This window comes from Streptomyces sp. NPDC058653, from assembly GCF_042716895.1.
Taxonomy (GTDB): Bacteria; Actinomycetota; Actinomycetes; order Streptomycetales; family Streptomycetaceae; genus Streptomyces.
In genome coordinates this window covers 16061-33028 of record NZ_JBHXRM010000024.1, presented here as the reverse complement: position 1 = coordinate 33028, position 16968 = coordinate 16061, and the positions used below count along the sequence as shown (strand labels likewise).

Genomic DNA, 16968 nt, shown 5'->3' with positions numbered 1-16968 from the left:
GGGCGTGCCATCCCACGCCGGGCGGGCTGTTTTTCGGGGCTCCGCCCCGGGCCCCGCGCCTCAAACGCCGGCGGGGCTGGGTGGGGCTCCGTGCCTCAAGGGCCCTGGCGGGGCTGGATCGGGTGCCGGCGGGGCTGGGTGGGGTGGCTTACTGTGCCCGCCAGCTTGAGCTGACCAATTCCCTTTCCGTGGATGCGAGATGGAACGCCGTCGCCAGCCACGCCGACGCGTAGGCGTCCGGGGTGGTGTCGTCGAGGCGGCCGAAGGTGTCGCGGGTGCGGCGGTCTGCTTCGGAGGTGAGCGTGGTCGTCAGGTCTGCCGCCGTGTGAAAGCCGGTGGCGCGGAGGGCGGTGCCGTCTGTTCGGGAGCCGCCGTTGCGGGCCGACTCCGCCACCGCGCGGCGGCCGCCCGAGACGGCGAGTTCGGTGAGGCGGCGGACGCGCCATACGGGGGAGTCGGCCAGTACGTCCGGTCCGGTGTGCTCGGGCCCCGTCGGGGGGCAGGCGTCCGGCGGTGGGAGATGTGAGCCCTGGAGACGGTCGTATCCGAGGTCCGCGCGGTCCTGCCACTCCGCCGGGAGACGCAGCGTCGCCTCCGTGCCCGGCACCGGGCCCACGGCCAGAGGACGCAGGGTGGCGGCGCGCTCCGGATCGATCCGGCCCAGTACGCGGACGCGCAGGCCGGGGCGGGAGGCCAGGCGGCGCAGGTTCGCCGTGTGGGCGAGATCCGGGTGGGGGTGCGCGGCCATCAGGCGGATCAAGGGTCCGGTCGGGCCGTCGGCTTCGGGGTGCGGCAGCTCGCGGGCGAGCAACTGGTCGCCCACGGCGCCGGTGATCACCAGGTCGCAGCCGACCGGTTCGCCGATCCGGGCGGTCAGTTCCTCGTCGGGGGCCCTGCCATCGGCGGCGGAGAGCCGTTCGGACACGGTCGTTGCCGTCGGGCGGGCGAACAGGGCGGCGAGCGGTCCGGACGACCAGGGCAGACCCGCGAGCGGAGTGGACCGGACGCCCTTGCCGGAACCGAGGCGGCCGTCCGGGGAGATCGTCGCGTCCGTGATCAGCAGACCTCCGCGCGAGAGCTGGGCATGGTCGAGGACCGTCGCGCCGACGGTGACCGGGGCTGTCGCCGCGCCCCGCGCGCGGGCCGATCCGCCCGGTTTGACGTCGGCCACGGAGAACCAGCGGTGGTCCTCGTCCACGAGATGGGTGACCACGCCCCCGTACCCGGTCGCGCTGATGACGGGCTCCCGGCAGACCCCGTACACCTTCAGCGTGCCGCTCGGGCGGTAGCCGCGCCGGGCCGTGCCGATGAGCGCGGGGTCGCCGTTGCCCGCCGCCAACAGGCGGGTGGTGAGCAGGAGTTCACGCAGGGCCGCGACCAGGTCGGCCAGCCGGTGGCCGGCGTGGCCCGCGCGGGCGTCGCGCAGCCCGCGTACCACCCGTAGCGCGGCGGCCTCGGCCCGGTGCAGTCCGGCCAGCCGGGCGGTGTGGGCCGCCCGCAGCAGTTCCGCCTGCGGGATCGCCCCGGCGGCGGGCAGTCCGGCCGCGAGTACGGCGGTGGCCGCCGACCAGAGACCGGTGGCTGCGTCGATCCGGACCGGGCTGAGCGGGGCGGAGGGGGTGGCGGTGCCGGTGGGGGCCTCCGTCTCGGGCGTTGTGGGCGCCGCCGGGGCGGCTTCCGCCACCGGCGCCTCCTCCGGGGCGGCCACCGGGCACGCCCCGAGGACGGCCGCGCGGTGCAGACACCGGGGCGAGAGCAGGCACGTGCACCGTGCCTGGTCTGCCTCGGTGACCGCGCCGGACGCCCCGGGCAGCAGCGTGACCACCGTTTCCTCGCCGCATCGCACGCTGACACCGCCGTCGTCGGGCGGGCCGGCGGCGGTGGCCGGTACGGCGCCGTACTGTTCGATCGCCGCGTCGAGCCTCTTGCGCAGCCGGGACGTCAGGCTCTCCACCGCACCGGCGACCACCTCCGCGGTGACCGGTGGCAGCGGGACGGTGGGGGCGGTCGGAGCGGTCGGGTCGGACGAGGTCATCGGTTCTCCCCGCGGAGTCGGTCGCCCACCCAGCGGGCGAGAGCGAGAGGGCTGAGGGCGGCGACCGGCATCCCGGCCGCCACCAAATGCTGGGCGACAGGCACGGAGTAGCGCGGGGCGCCGGTGTCGTCCAGGGCCGCGCAGCCCATGAGATGGACGCCGGACGCGGCGAGTGAACGCACTTCACCGAGCAGGCCCGCAAGCGGATAACCCTCCTCGAAGTCGCTGACGACCACGACAAGCGTCCGGCTCGGCACGGTCACCAGCGAGCGCGCGTGGGCGAGGCCCGCCGCGATGTGCGTACCGCCACCCACACGTACCTCCACCAGCAGTGACAGCGGATCGCTCACCCGCTCCGTCAGATCGATCACCTCCGTGGAGAAGGTGAGGAAGTGGGTGGAGAGGGTCGGCACCCCGCCGAGGACGGCGGCCGTCAGCGCGGACCAGATGACCGACGCCTCCATCGATCCGGACACGTCGACCACGAGGATCAGCCGCCAGTCCGCCTCCCGGCTCGCGCGCGTGCTGAACACCGGATGCTCGGGGACGACGACGGTCCGGCCGTCGTCGAGGCGGCGGGTGTGCGCCAGGTTGGCGCGCAGGGTGCGGGGCAGATCGAGCTTGCCGCCCGCGCGGCGGGTCGGACGGGGGTGTGCGAGCCCCGTGAGGGTGGGGCGCAGCCGGGTGGCCAACTCCCGGGCAAGCTCGTCGACCAGTCGGCGTACGAGTGGGCGCAGCTGGGCGAGTTGCTTCTCGGGCATGCCGCCGGCCAGCGAGAGCACCGACCGCAGCAGCTCGACCGAGGGCCGGACGGATGCCGGGTCCAGTTCGGTCAGTACGTCCGTACGGCCCGCGTCCGCCGCTCTGGCGAGGACCTCCTCGCGGACGTCCGCCGCGAAGAGCGCCTCCAGTTCCTTCCCCCACTCGCGGGCGCTGGGGAAGGACTTGCCCTGGCCGCCCCCGTCGCCGGGCACGCCCGGCAGCCCGTCCGTGATGCCCTCGGCACCCTCGCCGCGCCCGGTGCCGTACAGCTCGTCCAGCGCGTGCGCGTAGCGGCGGGCGCCGTCGGGGAGCCGGTCGCTCTCCCGGCCGAGCAGCAGCCGCCAGCGGTCGGCGGGTGCGAGGCGGCGGGAGTCGTCCGTGGGGCGGGTTCGCTCCTCCGGGGCGTGGGTGTCCTTCGGTACGGGGTCGGCGTCCGCCCGTCGTGGGGGTGCCACCGGCTCGGGCAGCCCCAGGGCGGTCAGCGCGGCGAGTGCGGCGGTGTCGGCCGCCGTCCACAGCGCGACGAGTTCGGGCGGCGCGCTCAGCGTCAGGTCGGGGCGGTCGCCGAGGCGGTCCGCGACCGTACGCAGCAGCCGGCTCCGGTCGGCGGGGGTGAGCACGTCGAACCCACCGCGCAGCGCCGGAAGCCGGTCGAGAAAGCCCTGGTCGGGGAGGGTGTCGACCCGGTCGAGAAGCGGCGTGAGAGCGGCCTCCGCGGACTGGAGCAGCGGGCCCGCCGCCGTCAGCAGACCGGTGAGCAGCCCGGAGAGGCGGTGCCGTCCATCGGGCTCGACGGCTCTGTCGATCCAGCTCGCGACCCGGTCGCCGAGGGCCCCGGGCGCGTCGAGATCGAGCAGGACGCGCGTCGCCGTCGCGGCTCCACGGATGACCGGTGAACCGGTCGTCGCGAGCGTCGTCAGCGCGTCGTCCATCCGCAGACCGAGGCGGTGTTCGCCGGCCCGCGTGGCGAGCGCGACCAGCGCGACCGCGTCCTGCGGGTCGTCACTGCCCGCGAGACCGGGGAGCCCGCGTACGGCGGCCTCCAGCAGGACCACGGCGAGTTCGGACGCGTCGCGCCGGGTGGCCTCGGTGGTACCCGGCAGATGTCGTCGGCGCAGCGCGTGCAACAGGTCCAGGGCGGCGAGGAGTTCGGGCAGGGTGGCCGTCGACGGCAGTACGTCGGCGGCCTCTGCCAGCCGCTCGCCGACCAGCTCCGGCAGATCGCAGCGCGCCGCGTCGCGCAGCCCGCCGAGGATGTGCGCGGTGGTGAGCCCGCCCTCGGCGTCCTGCGCGTGCGCGATTTCGCGCAGCTTTCCGGCCGCGGCGCCGGCCGCCGTGACACCACGGACACCGACCAGGTCGAGCCGGGCGGGGACGGACGGGGTCCAGGACGCCTGCCACCGGGTACTGAGACTGGCGGCGTCGCCCGTACGGGCCACGTCGCCGGGGGCGCAGTACCCGACGTCGCACACGTCGAGGCGGTTCAGCAGGACCTCGCGGCGTCCGTCCAGCTCCGACCGGAGCGGGTCGAGACGTACCTCGCGGGCCTCGGGGCTCTCCGGGCAGGGGAGCCGCAGCGCGGCGAGCTCGGCCTCGACGGCCGGCCCGAGCCCGGAGCGGGGGGTGCCGGGCGCGGTGCGGCCCCGGTCGGTGCCCACCAGGACGGTTTCGAGGGCCCGTGCCAGGGCCCTGCCCCGGCCGAGGGGTTCGCCCTGACCGAGAACGGACGTGACGGCCTCCAGCAACTCACCCCGCCCCGGGGCGGGCAGCGTCCTGAGTCGCGCGAGGTCGTCGGCGAGGCGCAGCGCCTCGACGGCCTCGCCGGTCCCGGCGGTGTGCCCGGCGTCCCGCATCGCCCGGCACAGCCCGGTGATCACCCCGGCGGCGGCGTCCCGCACCCGCTCGGCCACCCCACCGGCCACGAACACGGCCTGCTGCCACCGCGGATCCCGAATCCCGGCGGGATACCCGGACCGGGAGTCGAGCAGAGCGAAGGTATACGGCACAAGAGAGGTCACGACCCGACCCCCACCGGAACGGTCCTGGCGCGACCCGCCGCTCCGGCCCGTGGACGGCGACCCGCCCGGGCGGGCGTCCCCTGCGGCTCCCGCTGATGCGTCGGCCCCCGGCCGGTGGGTTTCGTCCTTTCCGGCCGCAGTGCCACCGCCCGGACTGCTCTCGCCGTCGCGATCGGTGAACTGCGCCTCGCCGGGCTGGCCGCCCCCGGCGGCTTCCGCCGGTCGTCCGTCGGTCGCGGGCCGGAGCGACCCGTCGTTGCCGACCGTGGCGCTGCCGGGAGTCCCCGCAGCCCTGGCCGAACGGCTTGCGCCGTCGTCGCCGTTGGCCCCAGCTGGGTTGTCGGTGAAGGACGCCTTGCCGGGCCGGCCGTCCCCAGCGGTTTCCGCCGGTCGTCCGTCGGCCGCGGGCCCGTCCTGTCCGTCCTTCCCGGCCGCACCGCTCCGGCCGGTCGACCCGCTGGGTCGGCCGTCCCCGGTGGTCTCCGTCGGCCCGTGAGGCCCGTGAGCGCTCGCGGCGCATGTCGGATCGCTTGCCTCCGCCGGGGAAACCGGCCGTACCAGTGCCGGGGCGTGGAACGCGCCTATTACCGCTGCCACTCGGCGGCCGGTCGTCGACGCCGCCTTGATCGACTCGCGCATGTGGGCCTCGCGGGTCAGGTCCGTCGTGGGGACGCCGCCCGAGGTCGACGCGTCGTGGCGCAGGGCCCAGCCGACGCCGAGTGCCGCGCGGCGTACGGACTCCGGGGGGCAGCCGGGGGCGCGGACCTCGACCGTTCTGTCCCAGAGGTCGTCGCCCTCGCGGCCCGTGCCGGACGCGTCCAGCGCGGCGGCGAACGACGTCCCGGGGCGGTCCGTGCCCCTGTCGGAGTCCCTCGGCGCCCAGGCCGGGTCGGACAACGGCAGGTCGCAGCAGCGCACTTCGACCCCGTGGTCCCTGGCCCAGCGGATCGCCGCCAGTTCCGGTGAGAAGTCGGCGAACGGGTAGAAACCGAGGCGCCCGTCCTCGTGGGCGCCTGCGAGTGCCACCGGTGCCACCGTGCCCGGGTCGGCGAGATGGGCCAGCCACGGCTGGAAGTCCGTCGGCAGCTCGACACAGACCACCTCCGCGCCCGAGGCGTCCAGCAGCGCCGGTATCGCGGCGGCCAGCGCGGGGCTGTGGTGCCGTACCCCGATCAGATACGGCTCCACGCTGTCCGCGAGCGCGCCCACCGCGTCCCGGGGATCGCCGGCCGCACTGTCGTCCGCGGTGGTGTCCACCGCCTGCGCGCCGCTCAACGCAGGTTCTCCCGGAGGTCCCAGAGGCGGCGCCACATCTCCGCGCCGTCCTCGGCACGGCGCCGTACCGGACCGTCCCAGTAGCCCAACAGCCGCCCGTGGTCGGCCTGGTCGTCCTTGAGGACCACGCCGAGCAGATGCCCCGGCACCAGGTCGAGCAGATCACCACCGGGCAGATACGCCGCGGCCACCCCGAGCGACGCGGCGACCTGCACGGCTTCCGCCGTGGACATCACCGTGCCCGGCCGCTCCACGTCCCAGCCCTCGGCCGAGCGGCCGTTGCGCAGATCGCGGAAGACAGTGACCAGGACGTCCAGGACCGCGTCGTCCACCCCGTACGCCGTACCCGCGCGCTCCACGGCCGCCGTGGCCTGTCCCCGTACGAGCGCGGTCTCCGCCTCCGCGTCGGCGATGGGGTGGATCGTCTCGAAGTTGAAGCGCCGCTTGAGCGCGGCGGACATCTCCGAGACGCCCCGGTCCCGGAGGTTGGCCGTCGCGATCACGCTGAAGCCGGGGACGGCCGCGGCCTGCGCATCGTCCGTGCCCGCGAGTTCGGGCACGCTGAGGCGCCGGTCGGACAGGATCGACACGAGCGCGTCCTGCACCTCCGGCAGACAGCGGGTGATCTCCTCGATCCGGGCGACCCGGCCGGTGCGCATGGCGGTGAGCACCGGGGAGGCGACCAGGGCCTGTGGCGTGGGGCCCTGGGCGAGCAGCAGCGCGTAGTTCCAGCCGTAGCGGAACGCGTCCTCGGTGGTGCCCGCCGTGCCCTGCACGGTGAGGGCGCTGGTACCGCTGACGGCGGCGGCCAGCAGCTCGGAGAGCATCGACTTCGCGGTGCCCGGCTCGCCGACGAGCAGCAGGCCGCGCTCACCGACGAGGGTGACCACGCACCGTTCCACCAGGGCGCGTTCGCCGATGAACTTCGGGGCCACGGTCAGCCGCGCGGGCAGCCCGGCGTGCGTCCCCGGCAGCCGCAGGGCCTCGCCGCCGCTGCCGCATATGAAGGTGACCACCGCGCGCGGGGTCAGCGCCCAGCCGGGCGGGCGGGGGCCGTCGTCGTACGCGGCGAGAAAGGCGAGTTCGGTGGCGTACCGTTCCTCGGCCGGCAGTGACTGCCTGCTCGTGGGGGCGGTCGCCACGCCGTCCGTCCGGGTGTCCGTCCGTGTGTCTGTCCGGGTCATGCGGAGTCCTCGTTCAGGTGAAGTGAACCGAAGTGGAGTGAAGTTGAGGGGGGAGGAGTTGAGGGGGGAGGAGCTGAGGGGGGAGTCGAGGTGCGTGGGGTCGAGGGGGTGGGGCGGGGTGCTCGGCACCCCGCCCCGGCCGTACGGTCAGCCCCGGCCGCCCCGCCCGACGCGCCGCGTCCTGAGCTCGTCGAAGCGCGGGATGTCGCCCTCCCTGATCCGCCGCCACGCTCGGCGGTAGAGGTCCGCGACCGGCTCCGTGGGCACGATCACGTCCAGCGGCGCGCTCTCGGCGCTGACCAGGTCGAACAGCGGCAGCTTCCACCGCTCCAGCGGCAGGGCACCCGAGTCGGTGTCCGTCCAGCCGCCCGGCAGGAAGAGCGAGCGCCTGGCTCCGGTACGGGTCGCCCTGACCACCAGGTCGGTGGCCGCCAACTCCTCGCGCGCCGCCTCGATACGGGCCGCTCCACCGCGCCGTCGCTTCCAGCCCGTCCACCGGGCGACATTGGTGTCGGTCGGATCGGGCATCGCCAGCAGCATCAGATACAGGACGGCGGCGTCCTCACCGATGCCGTACTCCTTCGCGGCCTCGCCGACCAGGTCCGGCACGGAGCGGGAGGGGTCCTGCGGATACCAGGTGCCGTCCTTGTCCCGCCCGCCGGCCGCCGGGTCGCCCGGGTCGCCGACGAGCGCCGCGAAGCGGGGGTCGCGGGCGACCCGCAGCCCCGCCTCGGCGGGGAACAGCACCTGGGCGTCGGTCCGGCCGGGACCGTACCCGTATCCGTCGCCTATGCCGCGCAGGACCGGCAGGTACGGGTCGCCACCGGCCTCGTCCAGCAGCGCCACCCGGACGGCGGGCATCGGCCGGTCGTCGGACGTGGGCGTGATCACCGCGCCGTAGCGTTCGTAGCCCTCACCGGTCTCCGTGGGCGCGCCTGCCGCCTTGCGGAACGCCGACAGGTGCACGTACCGGCCGAGGCCGAGCGTCAGCTCCGGGTTGGCCAGCCGCTCCCGTACCGCGCTCAGCATGCCCGGCAGCAGAGCCCGGATCGGATGTCCGGCCGGGAGCCCGTGGGCCAGCCACGCGGCTGTCGCGACCAGGGTCGTCAGCGCGTTCGTGTCGAACACGGCGGTGTCCGCCCCGACGGGAACGACGCGGTCGTCCTTGACCCGCCAGCTTCCGTCCGCCGCCAACTGCGGTTCGCCGGACGGGTCGAGGAGCGCCCGCAGGGTCCGGTCCGCCGTCCAGGACGACCGCACGGCCCGCACCGCTTCCGCCACGACCAGCAGCATCTCCTCGGAGACGGGTGTCCGCCGGCCGAGCGCGCTGTTCCAGACCTCGGCCGCCCCGGCTACGTCGGGCCCGTCCGTCCACAGTCTGGCGGGGTCCGCCGGCAGCAGCGCCGCCACGACGGCCCGCCGGACGCCGACGTCGACACGGCGCAGGGTGTCCCTGGCCAGCGCGGCGTTCGGCGCCTTCAGCCCGAGCGTGTTCCGTACGTCCGTGGGAAGGAACCCCTGCACATGCGTCGTCACCTGGGGCAGACCGGCCACCACCAGCGCCGCCATGGATCGCGTGACTCCGGTGAGCCGGGCGAACTCCTCGGCGGCGGCCGGGAACCACGGCGCCGGCCCGCGCGCGGCCAGTTCGGCCCGGAAGCCCGTGAACCAGTCGGCCGCCCGGCCCTCGCCGACGCCGATCTCGCGGGGCGCCGACCGGCGGGTGTACGGCGCGGGAATCTCGAAGCGGCCCGCCGGATCGTGGAACAGCGCCGTGAAGTCGCGACCGGCCGGCGCCCAGTGCCCCGACCGGATGACGGCGAGGAACGCGCCGCCGGGCAGCCGTAGCGCCCCCGACCAGTGGCCCGACCGCGCGGTGCCGTCCGGGCTCGTGAACACGGCGTCGGCGAGGCGGAGTTGGCAGACCCGCCAGCGGTCCGTGCCCTCGGCCGTCGTCATGCCGATCGTGTCCAGCTCGGCCAGCAGCTCGCCCAGCGCCGCGCGGTGCTCGGGCGCGGTGGTCACCGAGGCGGCGCGGAACGCCAACGCCGGCGTGGAACCGAGCAGTTCGTCCCACTCCGTATCGTCCGACGGCAGCGGCGACCCGTCCAGATGAAGGCGCACGGCCGCACCGACCCCGGCCTCCTCCGTGACGTCCGCCTCCGCCGGGCCCGCCAGCAGCTCGCCCAGCGCCTGGAGCTGGCCGACGCAGCTACGGCTCGGGGACGAGTAGCCCCTTGAGAACTGGCAGTCGTCCGCGAGCCCGTTGAGCGCCTCCCCGATCAGCTCGTTCTTCGGGCCGACCGTCTTTCGCTTCGGCCGCGGGACCACCGCCCTGCTGTCCAGCCGCTCGACGATCGCGTCCAGTGCGGCCTGCTGCTCGGCGGCGAACCGCACCACCCCGGCGATGCCCCGCACCAGTGCGTCATGGGTGACCTCGGGCAGCAGTTGCGCGATCAGGGAGGGCAGTTCGTCGGGGTGGTCCGCCTCCTTCCACTCCTTGCCCTCCCGCTGTGCTTTCCTCGCCCGCTCGGCCCTCGCGACCGCCGCCGCGAGCAGGGTCGCCGCCGTGTCGCCGTCTACCGCGCGCAGCGCCTCCGAGCCCCGTGGGTCCCTGATTCCGAGGCAGTGCCAGTAGCTCTCCGGCGGCAGAACCGCGGTGCCCTCCGCGAACGATCCCGGCGCGCCGTCCACCCGTGCGAGCGCGGTGATGCCGCCCTCCGGGTCGACGAGACGGATCTCGGAGCCCGAGGCACTGACACCCCGGGGCCGGTCGTCGCCGGGGAACATCAGGGGGCGGGAGGGCCGGCCGACGCCGGGAGCAAGCGTGACCGCGTTCCCGGCGACGTCCTCGCAGCGCACCGACCCGTCGGGCAGGTTCACCACCCGCCGGCCCAGGAGCCCGCCCACCGGATGCGACCCGGGACCGGTCACGTCGGAGGGCGCCGGCAGCAGTGTGCCTCCGGCCAGCTCGCTGCCCTCCGGCGCGTCACGCTTCGCCTCGGCGAAGAAGTCGGGCCCGCCGACATCGCCGGTCTCACCCGTCCGCGGGTCCAGTTCACGCAGATGTACGACACCCTCGGCGTCCTTGACCCTCGTCCAGAACCGCGTCCCGTCTGTGATCACCGACCGTTCCTCGGGCAGCGCGGTGTCCCCCGCGTGCAGCACCCCGCCGCCCGTGAGCCGCCCACCGCCCGGCCTCGGCACCGTGTACGGCCCCAGGCCGCTGCCGAGCCGCTCGACCTGGACACCTCGGACGCCGATCGCGGACTCGACGGGGAACGGCCGGTCGGCGGCCGTGTGCCAGTACCCCTGGAGCCCGCCGCCGTCGGACGCGGACCACCAGTGGACGAGCAACTGCCCGTCGACGTAATGGAATCCGGCGTGGTGGTGCCACCACATGTCGTTCTCGGGGATGCGCAGGTCATGGGTCAGCACGGCGCCTTCGGCGTCGAGCACCCGCGCCTGCGAGGTGCCCCCCACGATCAGATGGGGCCAGGCGTCGGCGACGACCAGCCGGCTCCTCTCGTCCTCCGGCATCAGCTCCGCGACCGCTGCCTCCCAGGCGGGCCAGCCCAGCTCGTCGAAGATCCCGGCCCGCAACGTGCGGACGAGCAGCGGGGCCAGATCCGTGGCGGCGACGGCCCGCACCTCGTCCTCCGCGAGGGCCAGGGCCAGTCCGGGCAGCCGGCCCAGCCTGTTGAGGCCCTCGGGCATCAGGGGCAGCGTCGACGGGGCCGCCCGGCGGGCGACCGCGTTCATCCACTCCGTGACCATCGGCCGCCCGCCGGGGGACTCGGCCACCACCCGGAAACGCTCCGGCTCGTCGCCGAAGTGGTCGAGCCCCGCCAGGAACGCGGGCCGGAACCGGGCGTCGGCCTCCAGCGCCCGCAGATCACGGTGGTCCGCCTTCGGCCTCGCCCACTCCCGTACATGCAGTGGAGGGATCCACCCCTCCGTCTTCGGATCGGCGACCGGCACACCCAGGGAGAGCAGCAGGTCCAGCAGATCCACGTCTCCGTAGGGCACCGGCAGTGCGCCGGTCGAACCGGGCGCGGCCAGCTCTTCGCGCAACCGCCCGGCCATCCGCTCCACGAGCGGGTAGAACTCCGGCAGCCGGGTGGAGACGCGGTGGGACGGGGAGCGGAACTCCATGAACCGCAGATACCAGCCCACCGTGCCGTCGGAAGGCCGCTGCCCGGCGGGCAGCCCGCTGTCCCAGAGCCCCGCGGTGGCCCCGCACTCCTCCAGCAGCTCCAGCCAGAACTCCACGCAGTCGTGGTCCTCGGGCAGCACATCCAGCAGCCTCCCGCGCGTGGAGGGCTCCCGCCGCGACAGCGCGGCGAGCGCCGGGCGATGTGCCTTCCACCAGCCGGGCGCCGCCCGCCGGGTGGCCGGGAGGGCGAGCAGATCGGTCAGATACTCGCCCTCCGCCACCGCCATGTCCGACCCGGTGGCCTTCGCCAGCTTGCGCAGATCGGCGGACATCTGGACCGACGGCTGGATCCCGCCCGCCGTACGCCGTACACACAGCTCACGGAACCGCCGGTACGCCTCGTCGGCCGGCAGCCGGGCCGCCAGCTCCCGCGCGTACCCGGAGAGCGCCTTCACCGGCAGCGCCCCGGCCAGCGCGAACTCCAGGAACACCGCGTCCAGCCGCTCCTCGTCGACGGCCAGCCCGTGCTGCTTGTCCGCTTCGCGGGCCCGCATGAACATCTGCCCCGCGTAGGTGGGATTCTCCGCACCGAGGAAGACCCGCCCGGCCTGTTCCAGGAAGGTCGGCAGGAAGTGCGGTACGGAGTCGGCCAGCCGTCCGGCGATCTGCTGGTACGAGGTCAGCGCCGCTTTCGGTTTGGTCTTCGCCTGCCTGGCCACCCGTTCCAGTTCCGGGACGAGCCCGAGCGCCTGACGGCCGTCCCGCGGGTGGTGCACCAGCACCCACTCCGGGAAGCTCAGCGACTGCCGCAGGCCCAGGCCGACCTCGACGGGCTCACCGTCCGGCTCCAGCCCCAGAAAACCCGCCGCCATGTCCTCCGCCGCTCCCAGCTCCCCGGCGACCAGCCGCACCACGACCCGGTCGTCGAGCCCCGGATGCCGGTAGGCGCGCGTGGTGAGAGGGACCGCGCGCGGCCCCGCGCCCGGGGTGCCCGGCGGCAGCACCGCGCCGGCCCCCAGCAGCTGCTCGGCCTCCGCCGCCCCCGCGGCCCGCTCGTCCGTACCCGCTTCCACCGCTCCCACCGCTTCCCCCGCCATGTCCGCTCCCGCCCCCATCGGTGCCCCCGCCCTCTCGCTCACGCGTCCTCGCCCTCCTTGACCGTGCGCCCGGCGTGCAGGGCCGCGGCCATCCGCATTCCCTCGGACCAGGCCACGGGTCCGACCAGGCGCAGCGGCAGCGTGCGTCCGTCCGGCCGGCTCCAGGACAGGTCGCCGGTCTCGGAATCCCCGTCCCAGTACGGCTCCCCGATCCACACGGACGCCTCGGTGACCGTCCCGGCCTCCCGTATCTGGCACGTGGCAGAGCCCCCCGTCACCCGGTAACCGAGCGAGGTGGCCCGCGCCGCGAGTCCGAACCGGGAGTCGTAACCGGCGCCCGCGAAGTCCGACACGGCGCTCGCCTTCTCCGCGAGGCCGGCCGGCTTGTGCCAGGTGGCCCGGTGTATCTGCTCCACGCCCTGGGTGAGGCCCAACTCGGCGGCGAACTCCCGCAGATCGTCCAGCTCGGGCAGCAGCACGGGATGCGGCAGCGTCACCGTCCTCGGCGACAGCCGTACCGTCTCGCCGTCCGGATCGACGACCCGCAGCTCACCCGAGCCGGTGGCGTCCCGGAGGAAACCCACTTCGTCCGGGCCCTCGCCCATCACCACCAGATCGCGCAGCCCCGCCTGCCACGCCTCGTCGGGCCACACCCGGGCCAGCAGCGCGGTGGGCACGGGCAGGGACGACACCATCCAGCTGTCGACGCGTGCCACACACGCCGTCGCGTGCCGGTCCAGCCACTCGGCGAGCTTGCGCAGCCGGTCCACCTCCGGGTGCGTCCGCACCGCCTTGGGCAGCGTCTTCAGCTGCCGCCCCGCGGCCCGCCCCGAGGTGGACCTCGCGGCCACCCGGCCTTCCACCAGGGCGACCTCATACCCCTCGCCCGCCGACAGCCAGCCCATCCGTACGCACCTCTCCCCGTCAACGCACCATGAATCCCGCAGGGGAATGGACCCCGCACTGCGGTAGGAGAAGAACGCTATAGGTCACCACTGACAGCGACGGCCCGGCCGCCGATGAGGCGAACCGGGCCGTCGGGCCGTTGATATGACATTCCGTCAGGCGAACGCCCGGGAATCAGCCGCACATACGTCGACTCACGCCCGCCTCACGCCGAAGCCGCCGGATACAGCGCCCGCGGCAGCTTCGACGCCGCCGGCTCGTCCAGGAGCCACAGCGTCCGGGCGCGGCCGTACGCCCCCGCCGCGGGTGCCTGGATCTCGCCCGCGCCGGAGAGCGCGATCTCCGCCGCCCGCGCCTTGTCCTCGCCCGCCGCCAGCAGCCACACCTCGTGCGCCGCCCGGATCGCGGGCAGGGTCAGCGAGATCCGCAGCGGCGGTGGCTTCGGCGCGCCGTGCACCGCGATCACCGTGCGCTCGGTCTCCCGGACGCCCGGCAGCTCGGGGAAGAGCGAGGCCACATGCGTGTCCGGCCCCACGCCGAGCATCAGCACGTCGAAGGACGGGACCCGGGCGTGGTCCTCCGGCCGCGCGGCGGCGGCCAGTTCCGTCTCGTACGCGGCTGCCGCCGCCTCGATGTCGGAGCCGTACGGGCCGTCGGACGCCGGCATCGCGTGGACCCGCGAGGGGTCCAGTGGTACCGAGTCCAGCAGCGCGGCCCGCGCCTGGGTGATGTTGCGTTCCGGGTCGCCCTCCGGGAGGAAGCGCTCGTCGCCCCACCAGAGATCGAGCCGGCTCCAGTCGATCGCGTCCCGGGCGGGCTCCTCGGACAGTGCGGCCAGCAGGCCGTTGCCGTTGCGCCCGCCGGTCAGGACGATCGACGCGGAACCGCGCGAGGCCTGGGCGTCCACGATCCTCGTGATCAGCCGGGCCGCCGCGGCACACGCCATCAGCTGCTTGTCGCGGTGGACGACGAGTTGCGGAACGCTCACTTCGACGTCGCCTTCTTGGCGGCGGGCGTCTTCGCCGGTGCGGCCTTCTTCGCCGCCGTACCGGAGTCCGAGCCGTCCGCGCCGTTCTTCGTGACCTCCACCCGCTCCACACCGAAGCGCAGTGTCGCCGCGTACGTGTCGTCCGGGTCCAGCCGGCGCAGCTCCTCGGCGATCAGCTCCGAGGTCTCGCGCCGGTTGAGCGCCACCGCGCGGTCCGGCTGGCCGTCGATGGAGAGCGTCGCCAGCGAGCCGTCCGACCTGCGCAGCTCGATCGGCCCGCAGTCGGTCTCCATCCGGACGGCCGTGAGGCCGGGACCGGGCGAGACCGACCGGGTGACCGGCACGTGCAGCCGGTCGGCGAGCCACATGCCGAGCAGTTCGCAGCTCGCGTTCATCTCCTCGCCCTCCACGGCGACCGCGGTGACCTTGCAGTCGACCTGGTCCAGCGCGGCGGCCAGCATCGAGCGCCAGGGGGTGATCCGGCTCCACGCCAGGTCCGTGTCGCCGGGTGTGTAGACGGCGGCGCGGGCCTTGAGCTCCTCGATCGGGTTCTCGGCCGCGTAGGTGTCCGTCACCCGGCGCTGGGCGAGCGTGCCCAGCGGGTCCTTGCTGGGGTTGTCGGGCGCGTTCGCCGCCCACCAGACCACGACCGGCGCGTCGGGCAGCAGGAGCGGAAGCACGACGGACTGGGCGTGGTCGATGATCTCGCCGTACAGCCTCAGTACGACCGTTTCGCCGGTGCCGGCCTCCACGCCCACCCGCACCTCGGCGTCGAGCCGCGCCTTGGACCGGTCGCGCGCCGAGCGGGAGACCCGCTTGACGACGACCAGCTTGCGGGAGGGGTGCGCACGGGACGCCTCGTTGGCGGCCTTGAGCGCGTCGTAGGCGTTCTCCTCGTCGGTGACGAGGACCAGCGTGAGGACCATGCCGACGGCCGGGGTGCCGATCGCCCGGCGTCCCTCGACCAGCGCTTTGTTGATTTTGCTGGACGTGGTGTCCGTAAGGTCGATCTTCATGGCCGACGCCAGCTCCGTCCGTGTCGTGCGAGCATTTCGTCCGCCTCGACCGGACCCCAGGTCCCGGACTCGTACTGCGCGGGCTTGCCGTGCTTGTCCCAGTACTGCTCGATCGGGTCGAGGATCTTCCAGGACAGCTCGACCTCCTCCGTACGGGGGAAGAGGTTGGAGTCGCCCAGCAGCACGTCGAGCAGCAGCCGCTCGTACGCCTCCGGGCTGGACTCCGTGAAGGACTCGCCGTAGGCGAAGTCCATCGAGACGTCCCGCACCTCCATGGCCGTGCCCGGCACCTTCGAGCCGAACCGCATGGTCACGCCCTCGTCCGGCTGCACCCGGATGACCAGGGCGTTGTGCCCCAGCTCCTCGGTGGCCGTGTGGTCGAAGGGGGAGTGCGGGGCCCGCTGGAACACCACCGCGATCTCGGTGACCCGGCGGCCGAGCCGCTTGCCGGTGCGCAGGTAGAACGGGACGCCCGCCCAGCGGCGGTTGTCGATCTCCACCTTCACCGCGGCGTAGGTGTCGGTGGTCGACTTCGGGTCGATGCCGTCTTCCTGGAGATAGCCGACGGCCTTCTCGCCGCCCTGCCAGCCCGCGGCGTACTGCCCGAACACCGTGTCCTTGCCGAGATTGCGCGGCAGCCGGACGGCGCCCAGCACCTTGGTCTTCTCGGCGGCCAGCGCGTCCGCGTCGAAGGAGGCGGGCTCCTCCATCGCGGTGAGTGCCAGCAGCTGGAGGAGATGGTTCTGGATGACGTCGCGCGCGGCGCCGATGCCGTCGTAGTACCCGGCCCGGCCGCCGATGCCGATGTCCTCGGCCATCGTGATCTGGACGTGGTCGACGTACGACCGGTTCCAGATCGGCTCGAAGAGGGTGTTCGCGAAGCGCAGCGCCAGAATGTTCTGGACGGTCTCCTTGCCGAGGTAGTGGTCGATCCGGAAGACCTCGTTGGACGGGAAGACCTCGTGCACGACCTTGTTCAGCTCCTGCGCGGAGACCAGGTCGTGGCCGAACGGCTTCTCGATGACGGCGCGCCGCCAGGAGCCCTGCTTCTGGTCGGCCAGCCCGTGCTTCTTGAGCTGCTTGACGACCTTGGGGAAGAACTTCGGCGGTACGGAGAGGTAGAAGGCGAAGTTGCCGCCCGTGCCCTGCACCTTGTCGAGGTCCTCGATGGTGGACTTCAGGTTCTCGAAGGCCTGGTCGTCGTCGAAGTCGCCCTGGACGAAGCGCATCCCCTGGATGAGCTGCTGCCAGACCTCCTCACGGAAGGGCGTACGGGCGTGCGCCTTGACGGCGTCGTGGACCTCCTGCGCGAAGTCCTCGTCCTGCCACTCCCGGCGCGCGTACCCGACCAGCGAGAAGCCCGGTGGCAGCAGGCCACGGTTGGCGAGGTCGTAGACAGCAGGCATCAACTTTTTACGGGACAAATCGCCCGTGACGCCAAAGATGACCAGGCCCGACGGCCCCGCGATACGCGGGAGCCGTCGGTCCGCGGCGTCACGAAGCGGATTCGCTCCGTGGGTTGCGGTCAAGG

8 protein-coding genes are annotated in these 16968 nt (G+C 74.0%); all 8 read right to left on the bottom strand.

Translation table 11 applies throughout. The features are described 5' to 3' along the window. Positions 1-148 precede the first annotated feature (148 nt). The gene (locus tag ACFWU9_RS21025; protein WP_384320517.1) at positions 149-2035 is read right to left on the bottom strand and encodes a hypothetical protein; all 1887 of its coding nucleotides are present in this window, start codon (positions 2033-2035) and stop codon (positions 149-151) included. Further along, on the bottom strand, positions 2032-6090 hold the full coding sequence (locus tag ACFWU9_RS21020) for a DUF5682 family protein (protein ID WP_384320515.1): 4059 nt from the start codon (positions 6088-6090) through the stop codon (positions 2032-2034). The genes ACFWU9_RS21025 and ACFWU9_RS21020 overlap by 4 nt, the downstream gene beginning before the upstream one ends. Further along, a complete protein-coding gene (locus ACFWU9_RS21015) occupies positions 6087-7274 on the bottom strand; it encodes an AAA family ATPase (RefSeq protein ID WP_384320512.1) in 1188 nt (395 codons plus the stop codon). Before ACFWU9_RS21015 ends, ACFWU9_RS21020 begins: the two co-directional genes overlap by 4 nt. Before the next feature lie 147 nt (positions 7275-7421). Beyond that, positions 7422-12569, bottom strand: coding sequence for a DNA-binding protein (locus tag ACFWU9_RS21010; RefSeq protein ID WP_384320510.1), 5148 nt, complete (start codon positions 12567-12569; stop codon positions 7422-7424). Beyond that, complete coding sequence (locus ACFWU9_RS21005; protein WP_384320508.1) at positions 12566-13432, bottom strand: DUF4132 domain-containing protein; 867 nt, start codon at positions 13430-13432, stop codon at positions 12566-12568. The genes ACFWU9_RS21010 and ACFWU9_RS21005 overlap by 4 nt, the downstream gene beginning before the upstream one ends. Positions 13433-13638: 206 nt before the next feature. Further along, a complete protein-coding gene (pgl, locus tag ACFWU9_RS21000; RefSeq protein WP_384320506.1) occupies positions 13639-14421 on the bottom strand; it encodes a 6-phosphogluconolactonase in 783 nt (260 codons plus the stop codon). Beyond that, positions 14418-15437, bottom strand: coding sequence for a glucose-6-phosphate dehydrogenase assembly protein OpcA (gene opcA / locus ACFWU9_RS20995; protein WP_384320504.1), 1020 nt, complete (start codon positions 15435-15437; stop codon positions 14418-14420). The genes pgl and opcA overlap by 4 nt, the downstream gene beginning before the upstream one ends. After that, on the bottom strand, positions 15434-16966 hold the full coding sequence (zwf, locus tag ACFWU9_RS20990) for a glucose-6-phosphate dehydrogenase (protein ID WP_384320502.1): 1533 nt from the start codon (positions 16964-16966) through the stop codon (positions 15434-15436). Before zwf ends, opcA begins: the two co-directional genes overlap by 4 nt. Positions 16967-16968 lie beyond the last annotated feature (2 nt).

Coding starts and splice junctions, on each gene's coding strand:
- ACFWU9_RS21005 (WP_384320508.1), bottom strand. CDS start 13,432: ATGGGCTGGCTGTCGGCGGGCGAGGGGTATGAGGTCGCCCTGGTGGAA.
- ACFWU9_RS21025 (WP_384320517.1), bottom strand. CDS start 2,035: ATGACCTCGTCCGACCCGACCGCTCCGACCGCCCCCACCGTCCCGCTG.
- ACFWU9_RS21015 (WP_384320512.1), bottom strand. CDS start 7,274: ATGACCCGGACAGACACACGGACGGACACCCGGACGGACGGCGTGGCG.
- opcA (WP_384320504.1), bottom strand. CDS start 15,437: ATGAAGATCGACCTTACGGACACCACGTCCAGCAAAATCAACAAAGCG.